At 72.9% G+C, this 14,819-nt stretch carries 9 protein-coding genes; 5 read left to right on the top strand and 4 right to left on the bottom strand.

Features of this window, described 5'->3' with window-relative positions; all coding sequences use genetic code 11:
* Positions 1–71 precede the first annotated feature (71 nt).
* A complete protein-coding gene (locus tag ACW9J6_RS31945; protein WP_457118717.1) occupies positions 72–1,424 on the top strand; it encodes an IS4 family transposase in 1,353 nt (450 codons plus the stop codon).
* A 204-nt stretch (positions 1,425–1,628) separates the two neighbouring features.
* Here the strand turns inward: ACW9J6_RS31945 and ACW9J6_RS31940 are convergent, their stop codons facing one another.
* The 4 genes from ACW9J6_RS31940 to ACW9J6_RS31925 are packed head-to-tail and all read right to left on the bottom strand — an operon-like array spanning position 1,629 to position 3,749.
* Entirely contained in the window at positions 1,629–2,381 is a 753-nt protein-coding gene (locus tag ACW9J6_RS31940; RefSeq protein ID WP_457120355.1) for a hypothetical protein, read from the bottom strand.
* 42 nt (positions 2,382–2,423) lie between these two features.
* A complete protein-coding gene (locus ACW9J6_RS31935) occupies positions 2,424–2,825 on the bottom strand; it encodes a DUF3618 domain-containing protein (RefSeq protein ID WP_457120354.1) in 402 nt (133 codons plus the stop codon).
* The gene (locus ACW9J6_RS31930; protein WP_457120353.1) at positions 2,822–3,217 is read right to left on the bottom strand and encodes a phage holin family protein; all 396 of its coding nucleotides are present in this window, start codon (positions 3,215–3,217) and stop codon (positions 2,822–2,824) included. Before ACW9J6_RS31930 ends, ACW9J6_RS31935 begins: the two co-directional genes overlap by 4 nt.
* A gap of 10 nt (positions 3,218–3,227) precedes the next feature.
* A complete protein-coding gene (locus ACW9J6_RS31925; RefSeq protein ID WP_457120352.1) occupies positions 3,228–3,749 on the bottom strand; it encodes a hypothetical protein in 522 nt (173 codons plus the stop codon).
* Positions 3,750–4,085: 336 nt separating this feature from the next.
* On the opposite strand from ACW9J6_RS31925, the gene ACW9J6_RS31920 reads away from it, so the two are divergent.
* The 4 genes from ACW9J6_RS31920 (at position 4,086) to ACW9J6_RS31905 (ending at position 14,791) form a co-directional block, all read left to right on the top strand.
* Positions 4,086–5,507, top strand: coding sequence for an alpha,alpha-trehalose-phosphate synthase (UDP-forming) (locus tag ACW9J6_RS31920; protein ID WP_457120351.1), 1,422 nt, complete (start codon positions 4,086–4,088; stop codon positions 5,505–5,507).
* Between the two features lie 86 nt (positions 5,508–5,593).
* Positions 5,594–7,702 carry a glycogen debranching protein GlgX gene (gene glgX / locus ACW9J6_RS31915; protein WP_457120350.1) on the top strand — a complete coding sequence of 703 codons (2,109 nt, stop codon included), beginning with the start codon at positions 5,594–5,596 and terminating at the stop codon, positions 7,700–7,702.
* Positions 7,703–8,054: 352 nt separating this feature from the next.
* On the top strand, positions 8,055–9,875 hold the full coding sequence (gene treZ, locus ACW9J6_RS31910; protein ID WP_457120349.1) for a malto-oligosyltrehalose trehalohydrolase: 1,821 nt from the start codon (positions 8,055–8,057) through the stop codon (positions 9,873–9,875).
* The gene (locus tag ACW9J6_RS31905; protein ID WP_457120348.1) at positions 9,875–14,791 is read left to right on the top strand and encodes a malto-oligosyltrehalose synthase; all 4,917 of its coding nucleotides are present in this window, start codon (positions 9,875–9,877) and stop codon (positions 14,789–14,791) included. The genes treZ and ACW9J6_RS31905 overlap by 1 nt, the downstream gene beginning before the upstream one ends.
* Positions 14,792–14,819 lie beyond the last annotated feature (28 nt).

The raw sequence follows: 14,819 nt of genomic DNA, 5'->3' as shown, positions 1-14,819 counted from the left end.
GGCTACGGCCTGTACGGATCTGATTCGCTCGGTTCGTGTTGTGAGCCTTTGCGCTGTGCGGGAGGCTTTGCATGGACGGACTTGGGGTCGGCGACATCCGCACCGAGGCGCGCGGCGCTTGGCTGTTTGATCGGATCGTGACCACCGGCAGCGTGGTGCTGAGCACGGTCGGGGGCAGCGAGGCCGGCACGGCCGCAGCCCATCGCTACCTGTCCTCGCCGCACACGAGCGTGGGCGCCATCCTGCGGGCGTTTGGCGCGCGCACGGCCCAGGCCTGTGCCGGCCGCGCGGTCGTGGCGGTGCAGGACACGAGCGAGATCAACTTCACCCCGCTGGCGGCGGGCCGTCACGGGCTCGGGCCCGCCGGCAACGGGCGCAATCCCGGCTTCTTCCTGCACCCGGTCGTGGCGGTCGACGCACAGGACGAGGCGATCCTGGGGCTGGTCGATGCCCAGATCTGGACGCGGGCGGACGCGCCGGTCAAGCCGCGGGCGGGCCGGCCGATCGCGGACAAGGAGAGCCGGCGCTGGGGTGTGGGCGCGCAGGCCGCGCAGGCCCGCCTGGGCGAGAGCGCGGCGAGCCTGATCGTGGTGGCCGACCAGGAAGGCGACATCTACGATCACGTCGCGCGCTGTCCGGCGGGCACCGACCTGCTGGTGCGCGCCCGCCACGACCGGGCGCTGGCCACGGGGGGCGCGATGACGGCGGAGGCGGCGCGCTGGCCGGTCCTGGCCGAGGATACGGTGACGGTCCCCGCCCGGCCGGGCCGGCCCGAGCGCACCGCACGGGTGCAGTTGCGGGCCGGATCGCTGGTGGTGAAGCGGCCAGCGGGCGAGCCGAAGAGCCTGCCGGGCGCGCTGCCGCTGAGCCTGGTGACGGTGGAGGAGCCCACCCCGCCCGACGGTCAGGCGCCGCTGTGCTGGCACCTTCTGAGCACGCGCCCGGTCGCGACCGCCGCCGAGGCGCGCGAGACGGTGCGGCTGTACCGGCTGCGCTGGCGCATTGAAGAGGTGTTCCGCGCGCTCAAGCGGGACGGGCTGGGCCTGGACGCGACGCAGATGCGGGTGCCCGACAAGCTGTTCCGGCTGGCGGCTTTGGCGCTGGGGGCGGCGGTGCGCATCCTGCAGTTGGTCGATGCCCGCACGGGCGGCGGGCGGCCGATGCAGGACGTGCTCGACGCGGTCGCCTTGCCCGTGGTGGCGCAGCTGGGCCGGGCCTGCGAGGGCAGTACGGCACGCCTGCAGAACCCACACCCACCGGGGACGCTGGCCTGGCTGTCTTGGATCGTGGCCCGGCACGGCGGCTGGAACGTCGCCGGCAAGCCGCCGGGACCCAAGATCATGGCCCGCGGCTGGCAGCGCTTCGCCGCCATGCTCGCCGGCGCAATCCTCGCAGACCCCGACTCACTTCCGTCAAGGCCGTAGCCCGCACAGGAGAGGAGATCCCGCGTGAATTAGATCGTCATAGGTCACTGTTAGCGCCGCATCTTTCGGAGACCAAGGCGTCTTCCAAGGAGCCTTGGATCCTCCCCAGACAGCCGTGCCGCACGCGGGGAGGGGGCACGCACACGACACGCCACGTGAATCCGCAAGCGCGTCCTGCGGAAGGTCACGCGGCGTTCGCCCGCCTCAATGCGTCTGGATGCCCGGGCCGCCGGGGCGGGGCGTGCCCTCGTTCTGCTGGCGCAGCTCGTCCGAGGCGGCGGTCGCGGCGGCGGTCGCCGCGTCGTGTGCCTGATCCAGGGCGGTCTCGACGAATTGCCGGCCGCGCTCGGTGGCCTCGCGGGCGTAGCGCATGCCCTGCTCGCGCACCTCGTCGGCCCAGGGGCCTACCGCCTCGTCCTCGCGGCGGGTCCGCGGCAGCAGCGAGCCGAGGAGCAGCCCGGCCGCGAGGCCGACCACGCCGACCAGGACCGGGTTCTCGGTCACGAAGCGCTCGACCGCGCTCTGGCCACGGGCGACATGCTCGCCGCCGCGGTCGCGGAAATCCTCGTAGCGCCGGGTGCCCCGGTCGATCGCGTCCTGGGCGAAGTCGCGGGCGCGGTCGATCGCGTCCGATCCGCGCGACTGGAAGGCGCCGTAGGTCTGGCTCGCCCGCTCATGCGCCTGCGAGACCGCGTCCGAGGCCGTCCGCTTGAGGTGGTCCGCCGCCGCGTCGGCGGTCTGGCGGAGCTGCTCGGCCGTGCGGCCGGCCGTGTCTTTCACCGTGGAGGCGAAATCCTGCGCCGTCCCGGCCGCCTCGGCCCCGGCCGTGCCGGCCTGTGCCCGCACCGTGTCGTGGTCCTGGTGGAGGTTGCGCTCCGGTCCGGCGCCCGGCCCCTGGCCCGGAATATGGGCGGAGGGCGCGTCGGGGGTGGCGGGCTTGATGGTGTGATCGGCCATGGCATGCATCCTTGCGAGCGAGCGGGCGGGCGCGAACCCGCGTCAGATCTGGGCGGCCTCGGGACGGGCGATCCCGTCGGCGGCCGGGTGGTCGGTGGGGCGGTCCGGGTCGTAGACCCGCGCGGCGCCGTCGTTGCGGACGAGCACGCGCGCGGCACGCTCCGCGGTCTCCTCCTGGTGCTGGCGCCGCCGCGCATCCTCCGAGACCCGGTGCAGCAGCCAGCCCACCCCGGCGACGATCAGCATCACCGGCACCGGGTTGCGCCGCACCGCCGCGAGCGCGCCGTCGTAGAGGCCGCTCATCGGCGACTGGCGCACGGTGCCGAGCATCTCGTCGACGATGCTCGCCGGCGAGAGGCGGTCCTGGATCCGGTCGATCGTCTGATCGAGCCGGGCCCGGGTCTTCTCGATGTCCTGCTCGAGATCCGAGATCGACTGGGTCATCCGGACACCCTCTCGGACAGGACGCGCGCATCCTGGCGCACCTGCCGGGTCGTGCGGGTCGGCGCCAGCGTGGAGAGCGACATCGCGCGGCTCCCCGCCAGCGCGAGGCCCACCGCCACGATCAGGAAGACGCCGCCCACGATCAGCGCGGCGAGCGCTTCCGAATGCACCACCGTGGCGAGCCACTTCACCAGCGCGTCCACCAGGACGAGGAGCGCCACCACCGCGAACACCGCCGCTCCCACCACCATGCCGAGCCCGAGGAACAGCGTCCTCAGGTTGGTCGACATCTCGGTGCGGAAGAGGGCGATCTCCTTGCGCGCGAGATCGGTGGTCTCGCGCAGGGCCTCGGCCAGGAGCCCCTGGATGCTGCCGTTGCCGGGTTCGGCCATCGCTGCCTCCTCAGAGCGGGGTGCGGCCGCCCGGGCGCCGATCGGCCTCGAAGGCCTCCCGACCGGGGATCGCGTGGGCCGGGTGCGCCGAGGAGCGGATGAACCGGGCGGCGAAGAAACCGGCCACGAACGTCGCCACCGCGAAGGCGGCCGGCCGGCGGCGGGCCACGTGCTCCAATTCACCGTAGAAATCCTCGAAGCTGCGGGCGCGGATCGAACCCGAGAGCTGCTCCAGCCCCTCGGCGGCGCTGTCGAAGAACGCCTTCACGTTCGGCTGCTGCTCCAGGCCCTTGCCGGACTCCCGCAGCGCCTTGGCGAAGTCGTCCACGGATTGCGCCGCGTCGTCCTTGCGCTGCGCGACGTAAGTGTTGACCTGCTCGCGCGCCGCCTCGACGAGGCCGTAGCCGCGCTCCACGGCGACGTCGCCGAGCTGGCGAACGTCGTCGCGCAGGTCCGACCAGCCGGCCGGATGGTCGGCGGACGGCGCGGCCCGCTCCGTGTTGTGCTGCCCGTTCTGATAACCCGCGCTCATCGATGGTCACTCCTCAAGGGCATCGCCCACGGGCATCCTCAAGGCGCGTCGAAGCCTTGCGCCCGGCATGGATCGGCTGTGCGGGTAACCGCAACCGCCCCGCCGGGTTCCGGCGCATCGCCCTCCTTCGCGCCGCCCGATGACGGAAACGCGAAAGCGGCCGGGTTTCCTGTGGAGCGCGGTGCCCCGGACTCTGATCCGCCGTGCAACCGATGGGTTCGGCGAGGGTTGACCCGAGAGCCCGGATCGCGCTTGCATCCCGGTCGTTTCACGCTCGTGCCGTGAGGAAGGGACCGGGGGCCGGAACCCTTCCCCGCTAGGGAGTCGGTAACCGCCGTGTCACGCCTGATCATCGTCTCGAACCGCGTTGCCGTTCCGGAAGCCGGGTCGAAGGCCGTCGCGGCGGGCGGCCTCGCGGTCGCGCTGAAGGAGGCCTTCACCGCGTACAGGGGTCTCTGGTTCGGGTGGAGCGGCAAGATCGCGGAGACCCCCTCCGACAGCCCGACCATCGCCGATCGCGGCCGCGTCCGCTACGCGGTGATGGACCTCTCGCCCCAGGACCATCGGGAATACTACAGCGGCTTCGCCAACCGGGCGCTGTGGCCGATCATGCATTACCGGCTCGGCCTCGCCGCCTATTCGCGAGCCGATTACGCCGGTTACCAGCGGGTGAACCGCATCTTCGCGCAGGCGCTGGCCGGCCTGATCGAGCCCGGCGACCTGATCTGGGTGCACGACTACCACCTGATCCCGCTCGCCTCGGAACTCCGCGGCCTGGGCGTCGCCAACCCGATCGGCTATTTCCACCACATCCCGTGGCCCTCGGGCGAGGTGTTCAACACGCTCCCGGCCTCGACCGAGCTGCTGCGGGCGGTGGCCGATTACGACCTGATCGGCCTCCAGACCGAGAGCGACGTCCACAACCTCTCGCGCAACCTCGTCGACGAGCTGCGGGCGATCCCGCTCGGGGCCGGCTCGCTAATGGTGGACGGGCGCCGCACCCGCATCCGCAGCTTCCCGATCGGCATCGACGTCGAGGGCTTCCGCCAGGCGGCGGACCGGGCGGGCATGAACCGCACCGTGCGCGACACGGTGGCGGGCCTGCGCACGCGCAAGCTGCTGATCGGCGTCGACCGGCTCGACTACTCGAAGGGCGTGCCCGAGCGGATGGAGGCGGTGGACCGCTTCTTCGCCTCGAATCCCGACCAGCGCGGCAACGTCGTGTTCCTGCAGATCGCCCCGAAGTCGCGCACGGAGGTGCCCGAATACGAGCAGCTCAGCCGCGACGTGAACGAGGTGCTCGGCAACATCAACGGCTCGCTCGGCGAGCCGTCCTGGACGCCGATCCAGTACGTCACCAAGGCCTACCCGCGCGCCGTGCTGGCGGGGCTGTACCGGGCGGCCCGGGTCGGGCTGGTGACGCCGATGCGCGACGGCATGAACCTCGTCGCCAAGGAGTACGTGGCGGCCCAGAGCGAGGACGATCCCGGCGTGCTCGTCCTGTCGAAATTCGCCGGCGCCGCCCGCCAGCTCCCGGAGGCGCTGCTGGTGAACCCTTACGACCGCTTCGAGGTGGCCGAGGCGATCCGGGCCGCCCTCTACATGCCCAAGGCGGAGCGCCTGGAGCGCTGGAAGCCGATGGTCGAGCGCCTCGCCCGCGAGGACGTGGATTGGTGGGCGCGCACCTACCTGACGGAGCTGGAGCAGTTCCGCACCATCGAGCGCGAGCCGCCGGCCGCCGCGGAGGCGACGTCGTAATCCCGCGGCCGCCGGGCCGGACCGGACGGGAGCCGCGCGCGGGGAGAGGCTTGACCATACCCCGCGGCCCCGTGGATGAAGGCGGCATGATCGCCCTCGACGACGGCCAGCCGGCGCCCCTCGGCGCCCATTTCGATGGGCGCGGGGTCAACTTCGCGCTGTTCTCGGCCCACGCCACCGCGGTGGATCTCTGCCTGTTCGACCCGGTCGGGCGCCAGCAGACCGCCGTCATCCGCCTGCCGCGGCGCACCGACGATGTCTGGCACGGCTACGTCGCCGGGTTGCTGCCGGGCCAGCTCTACGGCTACCGCGTGCACGGGCCCTGGGACCCGGCGCAGGGCCACCGCTTCAACCCGCACAAGCTCCTCCTCGACCCCTACGCGCGGGAACTCGCCGGCCGGCTGCGCTGGCACGACGCGCTCTACGCCTATCGGCGCGGCCTGAACCGGGACGACGTGATCGACCGGCGCGACAGCGCCGCTATGATGCCGAAGGGCGTGGTGACGTCACCCGAGGCCGCCGTGCCGGACGATCCGCCGCTGCGCCGCCCCCTCGTCGACAGCGTGATCTACGAGGCCCACGTCAAAGCGCTGACCCAGACCCATCCGGGCGTGCCGCTGCCCTGGCGGGGCACCTACGCGGCCCTCGGCCACCCGGCCGTGATCGAGCACCTCGTGCGGCTCGGCGTCACCGCCATCGAGCTGCTGCCGGTCCAGGCCTTCCTCGACGACCGCTTCCTGGTGGACAAGGGCCTGTCCAACTTCTGGGGCTACCAGCCGATCAACTACTTCGCCCCGGAGCCCCGCTACCTCGGCCCCGCCGGCATCCCGGGCCTGCGGGCGGCGATCCGCCAGCTCCACGCGGCCGGGATCGAGGTGCTGATCGACGTCGTCTACAACCACACCGGGGAGGCCGACCGGCTCGGCCCGAGCCTGTCCTTCCGCGGCATCGACAACGCCTCCTACTACAAGCTGCGTCCCGAGGACCGGCGGGAGACCCTCGACGTCACCGGCTGCGGCAACACGCTGGACGTGGCCCATCCGCGGGTGATGCAGATGGTGCTCGATTCCCTGCGCCACTGGGTCGAGGCCTACCGGGTCGACGGCTTCCGGTTCGACCTCGCGTCGAGCCTCGCGCGCAGCCCGCACGCATTCAGCCCGCGGGCGGCCGTGTTCCAGGCGATGCTGCAGGACCCGGTCCTGTCGCGGGTGAAGCTGATCGCCGAGCCCTGGGACCTCGGGATGGGCGGCTACCAGCTCGGCGGCTTCCCGATCGGCTGGAGCGACTGGAACGACCAGTTCCGCGACGCCGCCCGCGGCTTCTGGCGCGGCGACGACGGCACCCTGCCGCGGCTCACGCAGGGGCTGACCGGCTCGCGGGAGATCTTCGCGCCGTCGGGCCGGGGACCGGGCGCGAGCATCAACTTCATCACCACCCACGACGGCTACACGCTCGCCGACGTCGTCTCCTACGAGCAGAAGCACAACGAGGCGAACGGGGAGGGGAACCGCGACGGGCACGGGCACAACGTCTCGTGCAATTACGGCACCGAGGGTCCGACCACCGACCCCGCCATCCTGGCCGTGCGCGCCCGCCAGAAGCGGAACCTGCTGGCGACGATCCTGCTCGCGCAGGGGGTGCCGATGCTGCTGATGGGCGACGAGCGCTCCCGCAGCCAGGGCGGCAACAACAACGCCTATTGCCAGGACAACGCGATCTCCTGGGTCGACTGGGAGGATGATGGCAGCGATCCGGCCCTGGCCGATTTCGTCGCCAACCTGCTGGCGCTTCGCCGCGCCCACCGGGCCCTGCGCCGCCGCAAGTTCCTCACCGGCGAGGCGGTGACGCCGGCGGGCCTGAGGGACGTGCACTGGCTCTCACCCGACGGGCAGGAGATGGACGCCGCCGCCTGGGCGGACGGGGCGCGGCGGACCTTCGGCATGCAGATCGGCAACGACGCGCCGGACGGCAAGCGCCTGCTGCTTCTCGCCCATGCGGGGCCGGAGCCGGTGGTCTTCCACCTGACCCGGGTGGTCGGCGGGCCCTGGACGCCGCTCTTCGACACCACGGCGGCGGACGGGCTGCCGGTGGGGCGGGAGCCCCTGCGGACGGGCGGGAGCGTGACGCTGGCGGGCCGCTCGCTCCTGGTTCTCGGCCGGGCGATGGCGCGGCCGGGGCGCAGCGCGGGGGTATAAGAATGGGGGTAAGCCCTCCCCCCTCTGCGGGGGAGGGTGCCCCGCGGAGCGGGGTGGGAGAGGGGAACCACGGTTCCGAAGAAGGCGGAACGGTTCTGACGGCCGCTCGCTCGAGAAACGTCGCGCCAGCCCCTCTCCCGGCTCACTCCGTTCGCCACCCTCCCCCGCAGAGGGGGGAGGGTTCATGCGCGCGCCGCCCACCACGCCCGCCGTTGCCTTACGGCACCACCGCCATAGCTCCCCGCGCGAGCCCGATCCGGGCGCGGAACCGCGGCAAGCTCGGCGGATTGCCTCGTCGAGAGGCCGCGTCCCCGGCCTTCCGCCCCGGGCGGCACGAGGAATGGTGGATTCGATGCGGCGCGCGCACAGCATGCCTTTCGGCGCGGAGATGGGACCGGAGGGCGTGCGCTTCGCGCTCTGGGCGCCGAGCGCCCGCGAGGTCGCCCTCGTCCTCGACGGGACCGAGCACCCGATGCCCGACACGGGCGAGGGCTGGCGCCGCCTCACCCGGAGCGAGGCCAGGCCCGGATCCCGCTACGGCTTCCGCATCGACGGCACTCTCGTGGTGCCGGACCCCGCCTCGCGCTTCCAGCCGGAGGACGTGTCGGGCCTGAGCCAAGTGATCGATCCCGGCGCCTTCGCGTGGAGCGACGGCGCCTGGCGCGGCCTGCCCTGGGAGAAGGCGGTGGTCTACGAGGCCCATGTCGGCACCGCGACGCCGGAGGGCACCTATGCGGGGCTGACGGGCAAGCTGGAGGCCCTGCGCGACCTCGGCATCACGGCGATCGAACTCCTGCCGCTCGCCGACTTCAAGGGCAGCCGCAACTGGGGCTACGACGGGGTGCTGCCCTACGCGCCCGATTCCGCCTACGGCACGCCGGACGATCTCAAGCGCCTGATCGACCGCGCGCATGCGCTCGGGCTGATGGTCTTCCTCGACGTCGTTTACAACCACTTCGGACCGGCCGGAAACTACCTTCACGCCTACGCCAAGAGCTTCTTCACCGAGCGCCACCAGACGCCCTGGGGAGCGGGCATCAACTTCGACGGGCGCGAGTCCGGCCGGGTGGTGCGGGACTTCTTCCTGCACAACGCCCTCTACTGGCTGGAGGAGTTCCACGTCGACGGCCTGCGCTTCGACGCCGTGCACGCGATCCTGGACGATTCCGACACGCACTTCCTGGAGGAACTCGCCGCCCGCATCCGCGCCGCGACGCCGGACCGCGAGGTGCACCTGATCCTGGAGAACGAGGCCAACCAGGCCCGCTGGCTGGAGCGCGGCGAGGGCGGCCGGGCCACCCGCCACTCCGCGCAATGGGCGGACGACCTGCATCACGGCTGGCACGTGCTGCTCACCGGCGAGGAGGCCGGCTATTACGGCAGCTTCGCCGACAGGCCGGTCGAGCACCTCGCCCGCAGCCTCGCGGAGGGCTTCGCCTACCAGGGCGAGCCCTTCGCGACCCTCGACAACCACCCCCGCGGCGAGCCCTCCGGCCACCTGCCGCCCTCCGCCTTCGTGACCTTCCTCCAGAACCACGACCAGGTCGGCAATCGGGCGATGGGCGAGCGGCTGAGCCACCTCGCCGACCCGGAGCGCCTCGCGCTCGCCCGCGCCGGCCTCCTCCTCGCCCCCCAGATCCCGATGCTGTGGATGGGTGAGGAATGGTCGGCCTCCGCGCCCTTCCTGTTCTTCGTCGATTTCGCGCCCGACGAGGAGCTGAACAAGGCCGTGCGCGAGGGCCGCCGCCGGGAGTTCCGGCACTTCGCCGAATTCGCCGATGCCGAGAAGGCGAAGGCGATCCCCGATCCCACCGCCGAGGACACCTTCCGGCGCTCGAAGCTCGACTGGGCCGAGCGCGAGCGCTCGCCGCACCGCGAGGTGCTGGCCGACACCAAGGCGCTGCTGGCGTTGCGCGCCCGCGAGGTGGTGCCGCTGACCCTGTCGGGCTGGGAGGGCGGTTCCGCCACCCTGCCGCGGCCGGACGTGATCGACGTGACGTGGCGCTTCGGCGGCGGGCGGCTGCGCTTCGTCGCCAATGTGGGTGCCGACGATTTCGCCCTGCCGAACCCGGACGGGCGGACGATCTGGGTCTCGCCCGGTGCCACCTGCCGCGAGGGCGGCGAGGTCGTCCTGCCGGCCTGGACCGGCCTGTTCGCGAAAGAGGTGGCGTGATGACGGTGTCCGAGGCCATGGTCGCGCGGCTCGCGGATCTCGCGGGCGTCGCCGCCAGCTACACGGACGCCTTCGGGCAGCGGGTGGAGACGCCCGTCGAGGCGCGGAGCGGGGTGCTGACCGCCCTCGGCCTGCCCTGCGGCAGCGAGGAGGAGGCGCGGGCGAGCCTCGCGCGGGTCGAGGCCCTGCGGCACGGGCTCGTCCCGCCGCTCCTGCCCGTCGAGGCGCGACGCGCCTCCCGGATCCCGGTGCGCGCGCGGGGCGGCACCCTCAGCTGGCGCATCGTCGACGAGCGCGGCAGCGCCCGCGACGGCCGGGCGCTCCTCACGCCGGGCGATGCCGCCCCGGGCTTCGACCTGCCGCCGCTCACGCCCGGCTACCACCGGCTCACCGTCGCGCTGGGCGAGGACAGGGCCGAGGCCACGGTGATCGCCGCGCCCCAGCGCTGCTGGCGCCCGCGGGCGCTCGGCGAGGAGGGCGCCCGCGACTGGGGCCTCGCGGTGCAGCTCTACGGCATCCGCTCGGCGGAGAACCTCGGCATCGGCACCTACGCGGATGCTGGGCGGGCGGCGCGGGACGCGGGCGCGCGGGGCGCGGCCTTCCTCGGCCTCAGCCCGGTCCACGCGCTGTTCCCGAGCGACCGCCACAAGGTCTCGCCCTACTCGCCCTCCTCGCGGCTCTTCCTGGAAACGCTCTACATCGACCCGGCCGCCGTGCCGGGCTTCGCCGGCAGCCGCGCCGCCGCCCTGCTGGAGGAGCGCCGGCCGGAGATCGCGCGCCTGCGCGACGCCGCCCTCGTCGACCACGCGGGCGTCTGGGAGGTGCTCGGGCCGGTGCTCGACGCCCTCTGGCAGGAATCCCGCGCCCGGGCCGGGCAGGATCCCGAGTTCCTGGCCTTCCGGGCCGCCGGCGGGGAGAGCCTGGAGGCGCACGCGACCTTCGACGCGCTCGCCGCGCATTTCCGCGCCGAGGGCGCCCACTGGCTCGGCGACTGGCCGGAAGCCTACCGCCGCAGCGGCACGCCGGAGGTGCGGGCCTTCGCGGCGGCGCATCCGGAGCGCATCGCCTACCACGTCTGGCTCCAGTTCGTCGCCGACCGGCAGCTCGGCGAGGCCGCCGCGGCCGCCCTGGGCGCGGGCATGCGGCTCGGCCTCTACCGCGACCTCGCGGTCGGCGCCGACCGCGGCGGCTCGGAGGTGTGGTCGCACCCCGAGCGCTTCGCGACCGGGCTGTCGATCGGCGCGCCGCCGGACCTCCTCGCCCCCGCGGGCCAGGATTGGGGCCTGCCGCCCTTCGATCCCCTGGCGCTGGAGCGCGACGGGCTCGCGGCCTTCCGGGCGCTGGTCCAGGCCAACATGCGCCACGCCGGCGCGATCCGCATCGACCACGCCTTCCAGCTGGCGCGGCTCTACCTGATCCCGGTGAGCCAGGGCGCGAAGAACGGCGCCTACGTGGCCATGCCCTTCGAGCCGATGCTGGCGGTGCTGCGGCTGGAGAGCCACCGGGCGAAGTGCCTCGTCATCGCGGAGGATCTCGGCACAGCACCGGAGGGCTTCTCCGACGCCCTGATGCAGGCCGGGATCCTGAGCTACCGCATCCTCGCCTTCGAGCGCGGGGAGGGCGGGAGCTTCAAGAGCCCGGAGGCCTATCCGCGCGACGCCCTCTGCGCGATCACCACCCACGATCTGCCGACCTTCGTGGGCTGGTGGCGGGGCGTCGACACCGACCTGCGCCAGTCGCTGGGGCTCTACGACGCCGAGCGGGCGGACGGGGAGCGGGCCGAGCGCGTGAACGAGCGCCGCCGCCTCGCCGAGGCGCTGCACGGCCAGAACCTGCAGCCGGGCAGCGAGCCGCCGGACCTGCCGCCCTTCGACGCCGCCGCCCGCTACCTCGCCCGCGCGCCCTCAGTCCTCACCGCCGTGCAGTACGAGGACGTGCTCGGCGAGGTGAGCCAGGCCAACATGCCGGGCATCACCGACGGCTACCCGAACTGGCGGCGCAAGCTCGACCGCGACCTCGACGCCATCGCGGCGCCCGGCGGTCCCCTTGCCAAGCTCGCGGCCTCGCTGGCCTCGGAGGATCGCGGGCCGCGCTCGGGCGCCGCGCGCCTCGCCTCCGAGCCGCCGCGAGCGACCTACCGCCTGCAATTCCACAAGGACTTCACCTTCGACGACGCGGTCGGCATCGTGCCCTACCTCGCCGCTCTCGGCATCAGCCACGTCTACGCCTCGCCGATCCACAAGGCGCGGCCCGGCTCGACCCACGGCTACGACATCGTCGACCACCGGGAGATCAACCCGGAGCTCGGGGGCGAGGCGGCGTTCCTGCGCTTCAGCGACGCCCTGAAGGCGCACGGCCTGAAACTGCTCCTCGACATCGTGCCCAACCACATGGGGGTCGGGGGCGCCGACAATCCCTGGTGGCTCTCGGTCCTCGAATGGGGGCCGCTCTCGCCCGCCGCCCAGGCCTTCGACATCGACTGGGAGCGGCTCGGCGCCCACAACAAGCTCGTCGTGCCCTTCCTCGGCGACCGCTACGGCGAGGCGCTGGAGAAGGGCGACCTCAAGCTGACCTTCGACCCGGCGGAGGGCGGCTTCTCGGTCTGGCACTACGAGCACAAGTTCCCGATCTGCCCCTTAAGCTACCCGATCATCCTCGACCGGGCGCTGGCGGCCCTGCCGGAGGCGGAGGACGAGCCCGCGGCGGCCGTGCTGTCGATCTCCGAGCGCCTGCGCCGGATGAGCGAGGAGACGGATGCGGAGCGGCTCTCCGGCTTCCCGGCGGAGGCGGACGGGCTCAAGCAGCGCCTCGCCGAGGCGGTGGCGCATGCGCCGGGGCTGGGGCACGCGATCGAGCGCGCCGTGACGCTGGTGAACGGCTTCAAGGGCCACCCGGACAGCTTCGGGGCGCTCCACCGCATCCTGGAGGCGCAGTCCTACCGGCTCGCCCACTGGCGGGTGGCGGCGAGCGACATCAACTACCGCCGCTTCTTCGACGTGAACTCCCTCGCCGGGCTGCGCGTCGAGCGGCCGGCGGTGTTCGAGGGCGCCCACGCGATGCTGTTCCGGCACATCCGCGAGGGGCGGATCGACGGCTTGCGCATCGACCACATCGACGGGCTCGCCGATCCCGCCGGCTACGTCCGGGCGCTGCAGGCGGCGGTCGGGCCGGGCTTCTACATCGTGGTGGAGAAGATCCTGGAGCCCGGCGAGCGCTTGCGGCCCTGGCCGGTCGCCGGCACCACCGGCTACGACGTCCTCAACCAGATCGACGGGCTCTTCGTCGACCGGAGCCAGCGCGAGGCGGTGCACGCTAGCTACGCGCGGGAGACTGGCACCGACGAACCCTACGGCCTGCTCCTGCGCCAAGTTAAGGCCGAGATCCTGGAGACGAGCTTCGCGAGCGAGCTGGAGGTGCTGACCTCCGACCTCAAGCGCGTCGCCGACGCGGACCGTCGCACCCGGGACTTCTCCGTCAATGCCCTGCGCGAGGCGCTGACCGAGATCGTGGCGCGCTTCCCGGTCTACCGCAGCTACATGCCGGCCGACCTGGACGAGGGTGAGCTCGAACCCGAGGACGTCCGCCTGATCGAGGGGGCGGTGCGGCGGGCCAAGCGCCATTCCCGCCTGCCGGACCGCTCGGTGCACGACTTCGCCCAGGCCGTGCTCCTCGGGCGCATCGACACCGACAGCCCCGGCCGGCCCTCGCCGGAGATCGTGCGCCGGGTCCGCCGCCGCTTCCAGCAGCTCACCGGCCCCGTGATGGCCAAGAGCCTGGAGGACACCTTGTTCTACCGGTTCGCGGAACTCCTCGCCCTCAACGAGGTCGGCGGTGATCCGGGCGAGTACGGGCTCACGGCGGAGCATTTCCACGCGCTGCAGGCCGCCCGCGCCCGCGACTGGCCGAACGCCCAGATCACCACGGCGACCCACGACACCAAGCGCGGCGAGGATGCCCGCGCCCGGCTCCTCGCTCTGTCGGCGATGCCGGAGGCGTGGCGGGAGGCGTGGATGCGCTTCCTGGAGATCGCCGGGCCGCACCGGCGGGAGGTCGAGGGCGAGCCGGCGCCGGATGCCAACGACCTCTGGATGTTCTTCCAGGCGATCCTCGGCGCGTGGCCGCTCGATCTCCTCGACGCCGTCTCGGACGAGGCCGCGACGAGCGACTTCCGGCAACGGCTCGGGACCTACGCCGAGAAGGCCCTGCGCGAGAGCAAGCGCTGGTCGAGCTGGGTCAACGTCGACGCGGATTACGAAGCGGCGGTGGCGGGGCTGCTGGACGCGCTGATCGCGCCCGACTCGGCCTTCCTGACGGCGTTCCGTCCTCTGGCGCGGCGCCTCGCGGCGGCCGGCATGGTGACGGGACTTGCCCGCACGGTGCTCAAATGCACCCTGCCGGGCCTGCCCGACACCTACCAGGGCACGGAGTTCTGGGACTTCTCCTTCGTCGACCCCGACAACCGGCGGCCGGTCGACTACGCGGCGCGGGCACGGGCGCTCGCGGAGGAGGGCGAGATCGAAACCTTGCTGGCGCGCTGGCCGGACGGGCGGATCAAGCAGCGGGTGCTGGCGCGCCTCCTCGTCGACCGCGCGGCGGCCCCGACCTTCTACGCGGATGCGGATTACCAGCCGGTCGAGGCCGAGGGCGCCCGCGCCGGACAGGTGCTCGCCTACCTGCGCGGGGAGGCGGCGACGGATGGCGAGCTGCTGGTCGCGGTGCCGCTCCACGTGGAGGATCTCGCGGGCGACCCGGCGCAATTCGGCGCGGCCTTCGCCGGCACGGCGGTCCCGATCGAGGACGGCTCCGCCTGGCGGGATCTTCTCACCGGGGAGGAACTGAGGGCGGAGGGCGGGCGTCTTCCGGTCGACCGCCTCTTCCGGCGGTGTCCCGCCGCGGTCCTGCGGCGGGTGACCTAACAGGTTTCGACGGCTGGCGCGGGATCCC

It is taken from the genome of Methylobacterium sp. JK268, assembly GCF_054052225.1.
The sequence above is the reverse complement of the archived record's forward strand: the minus strand, read 5'-3'. Positions and strand labels throughout refer to the sequence as shown.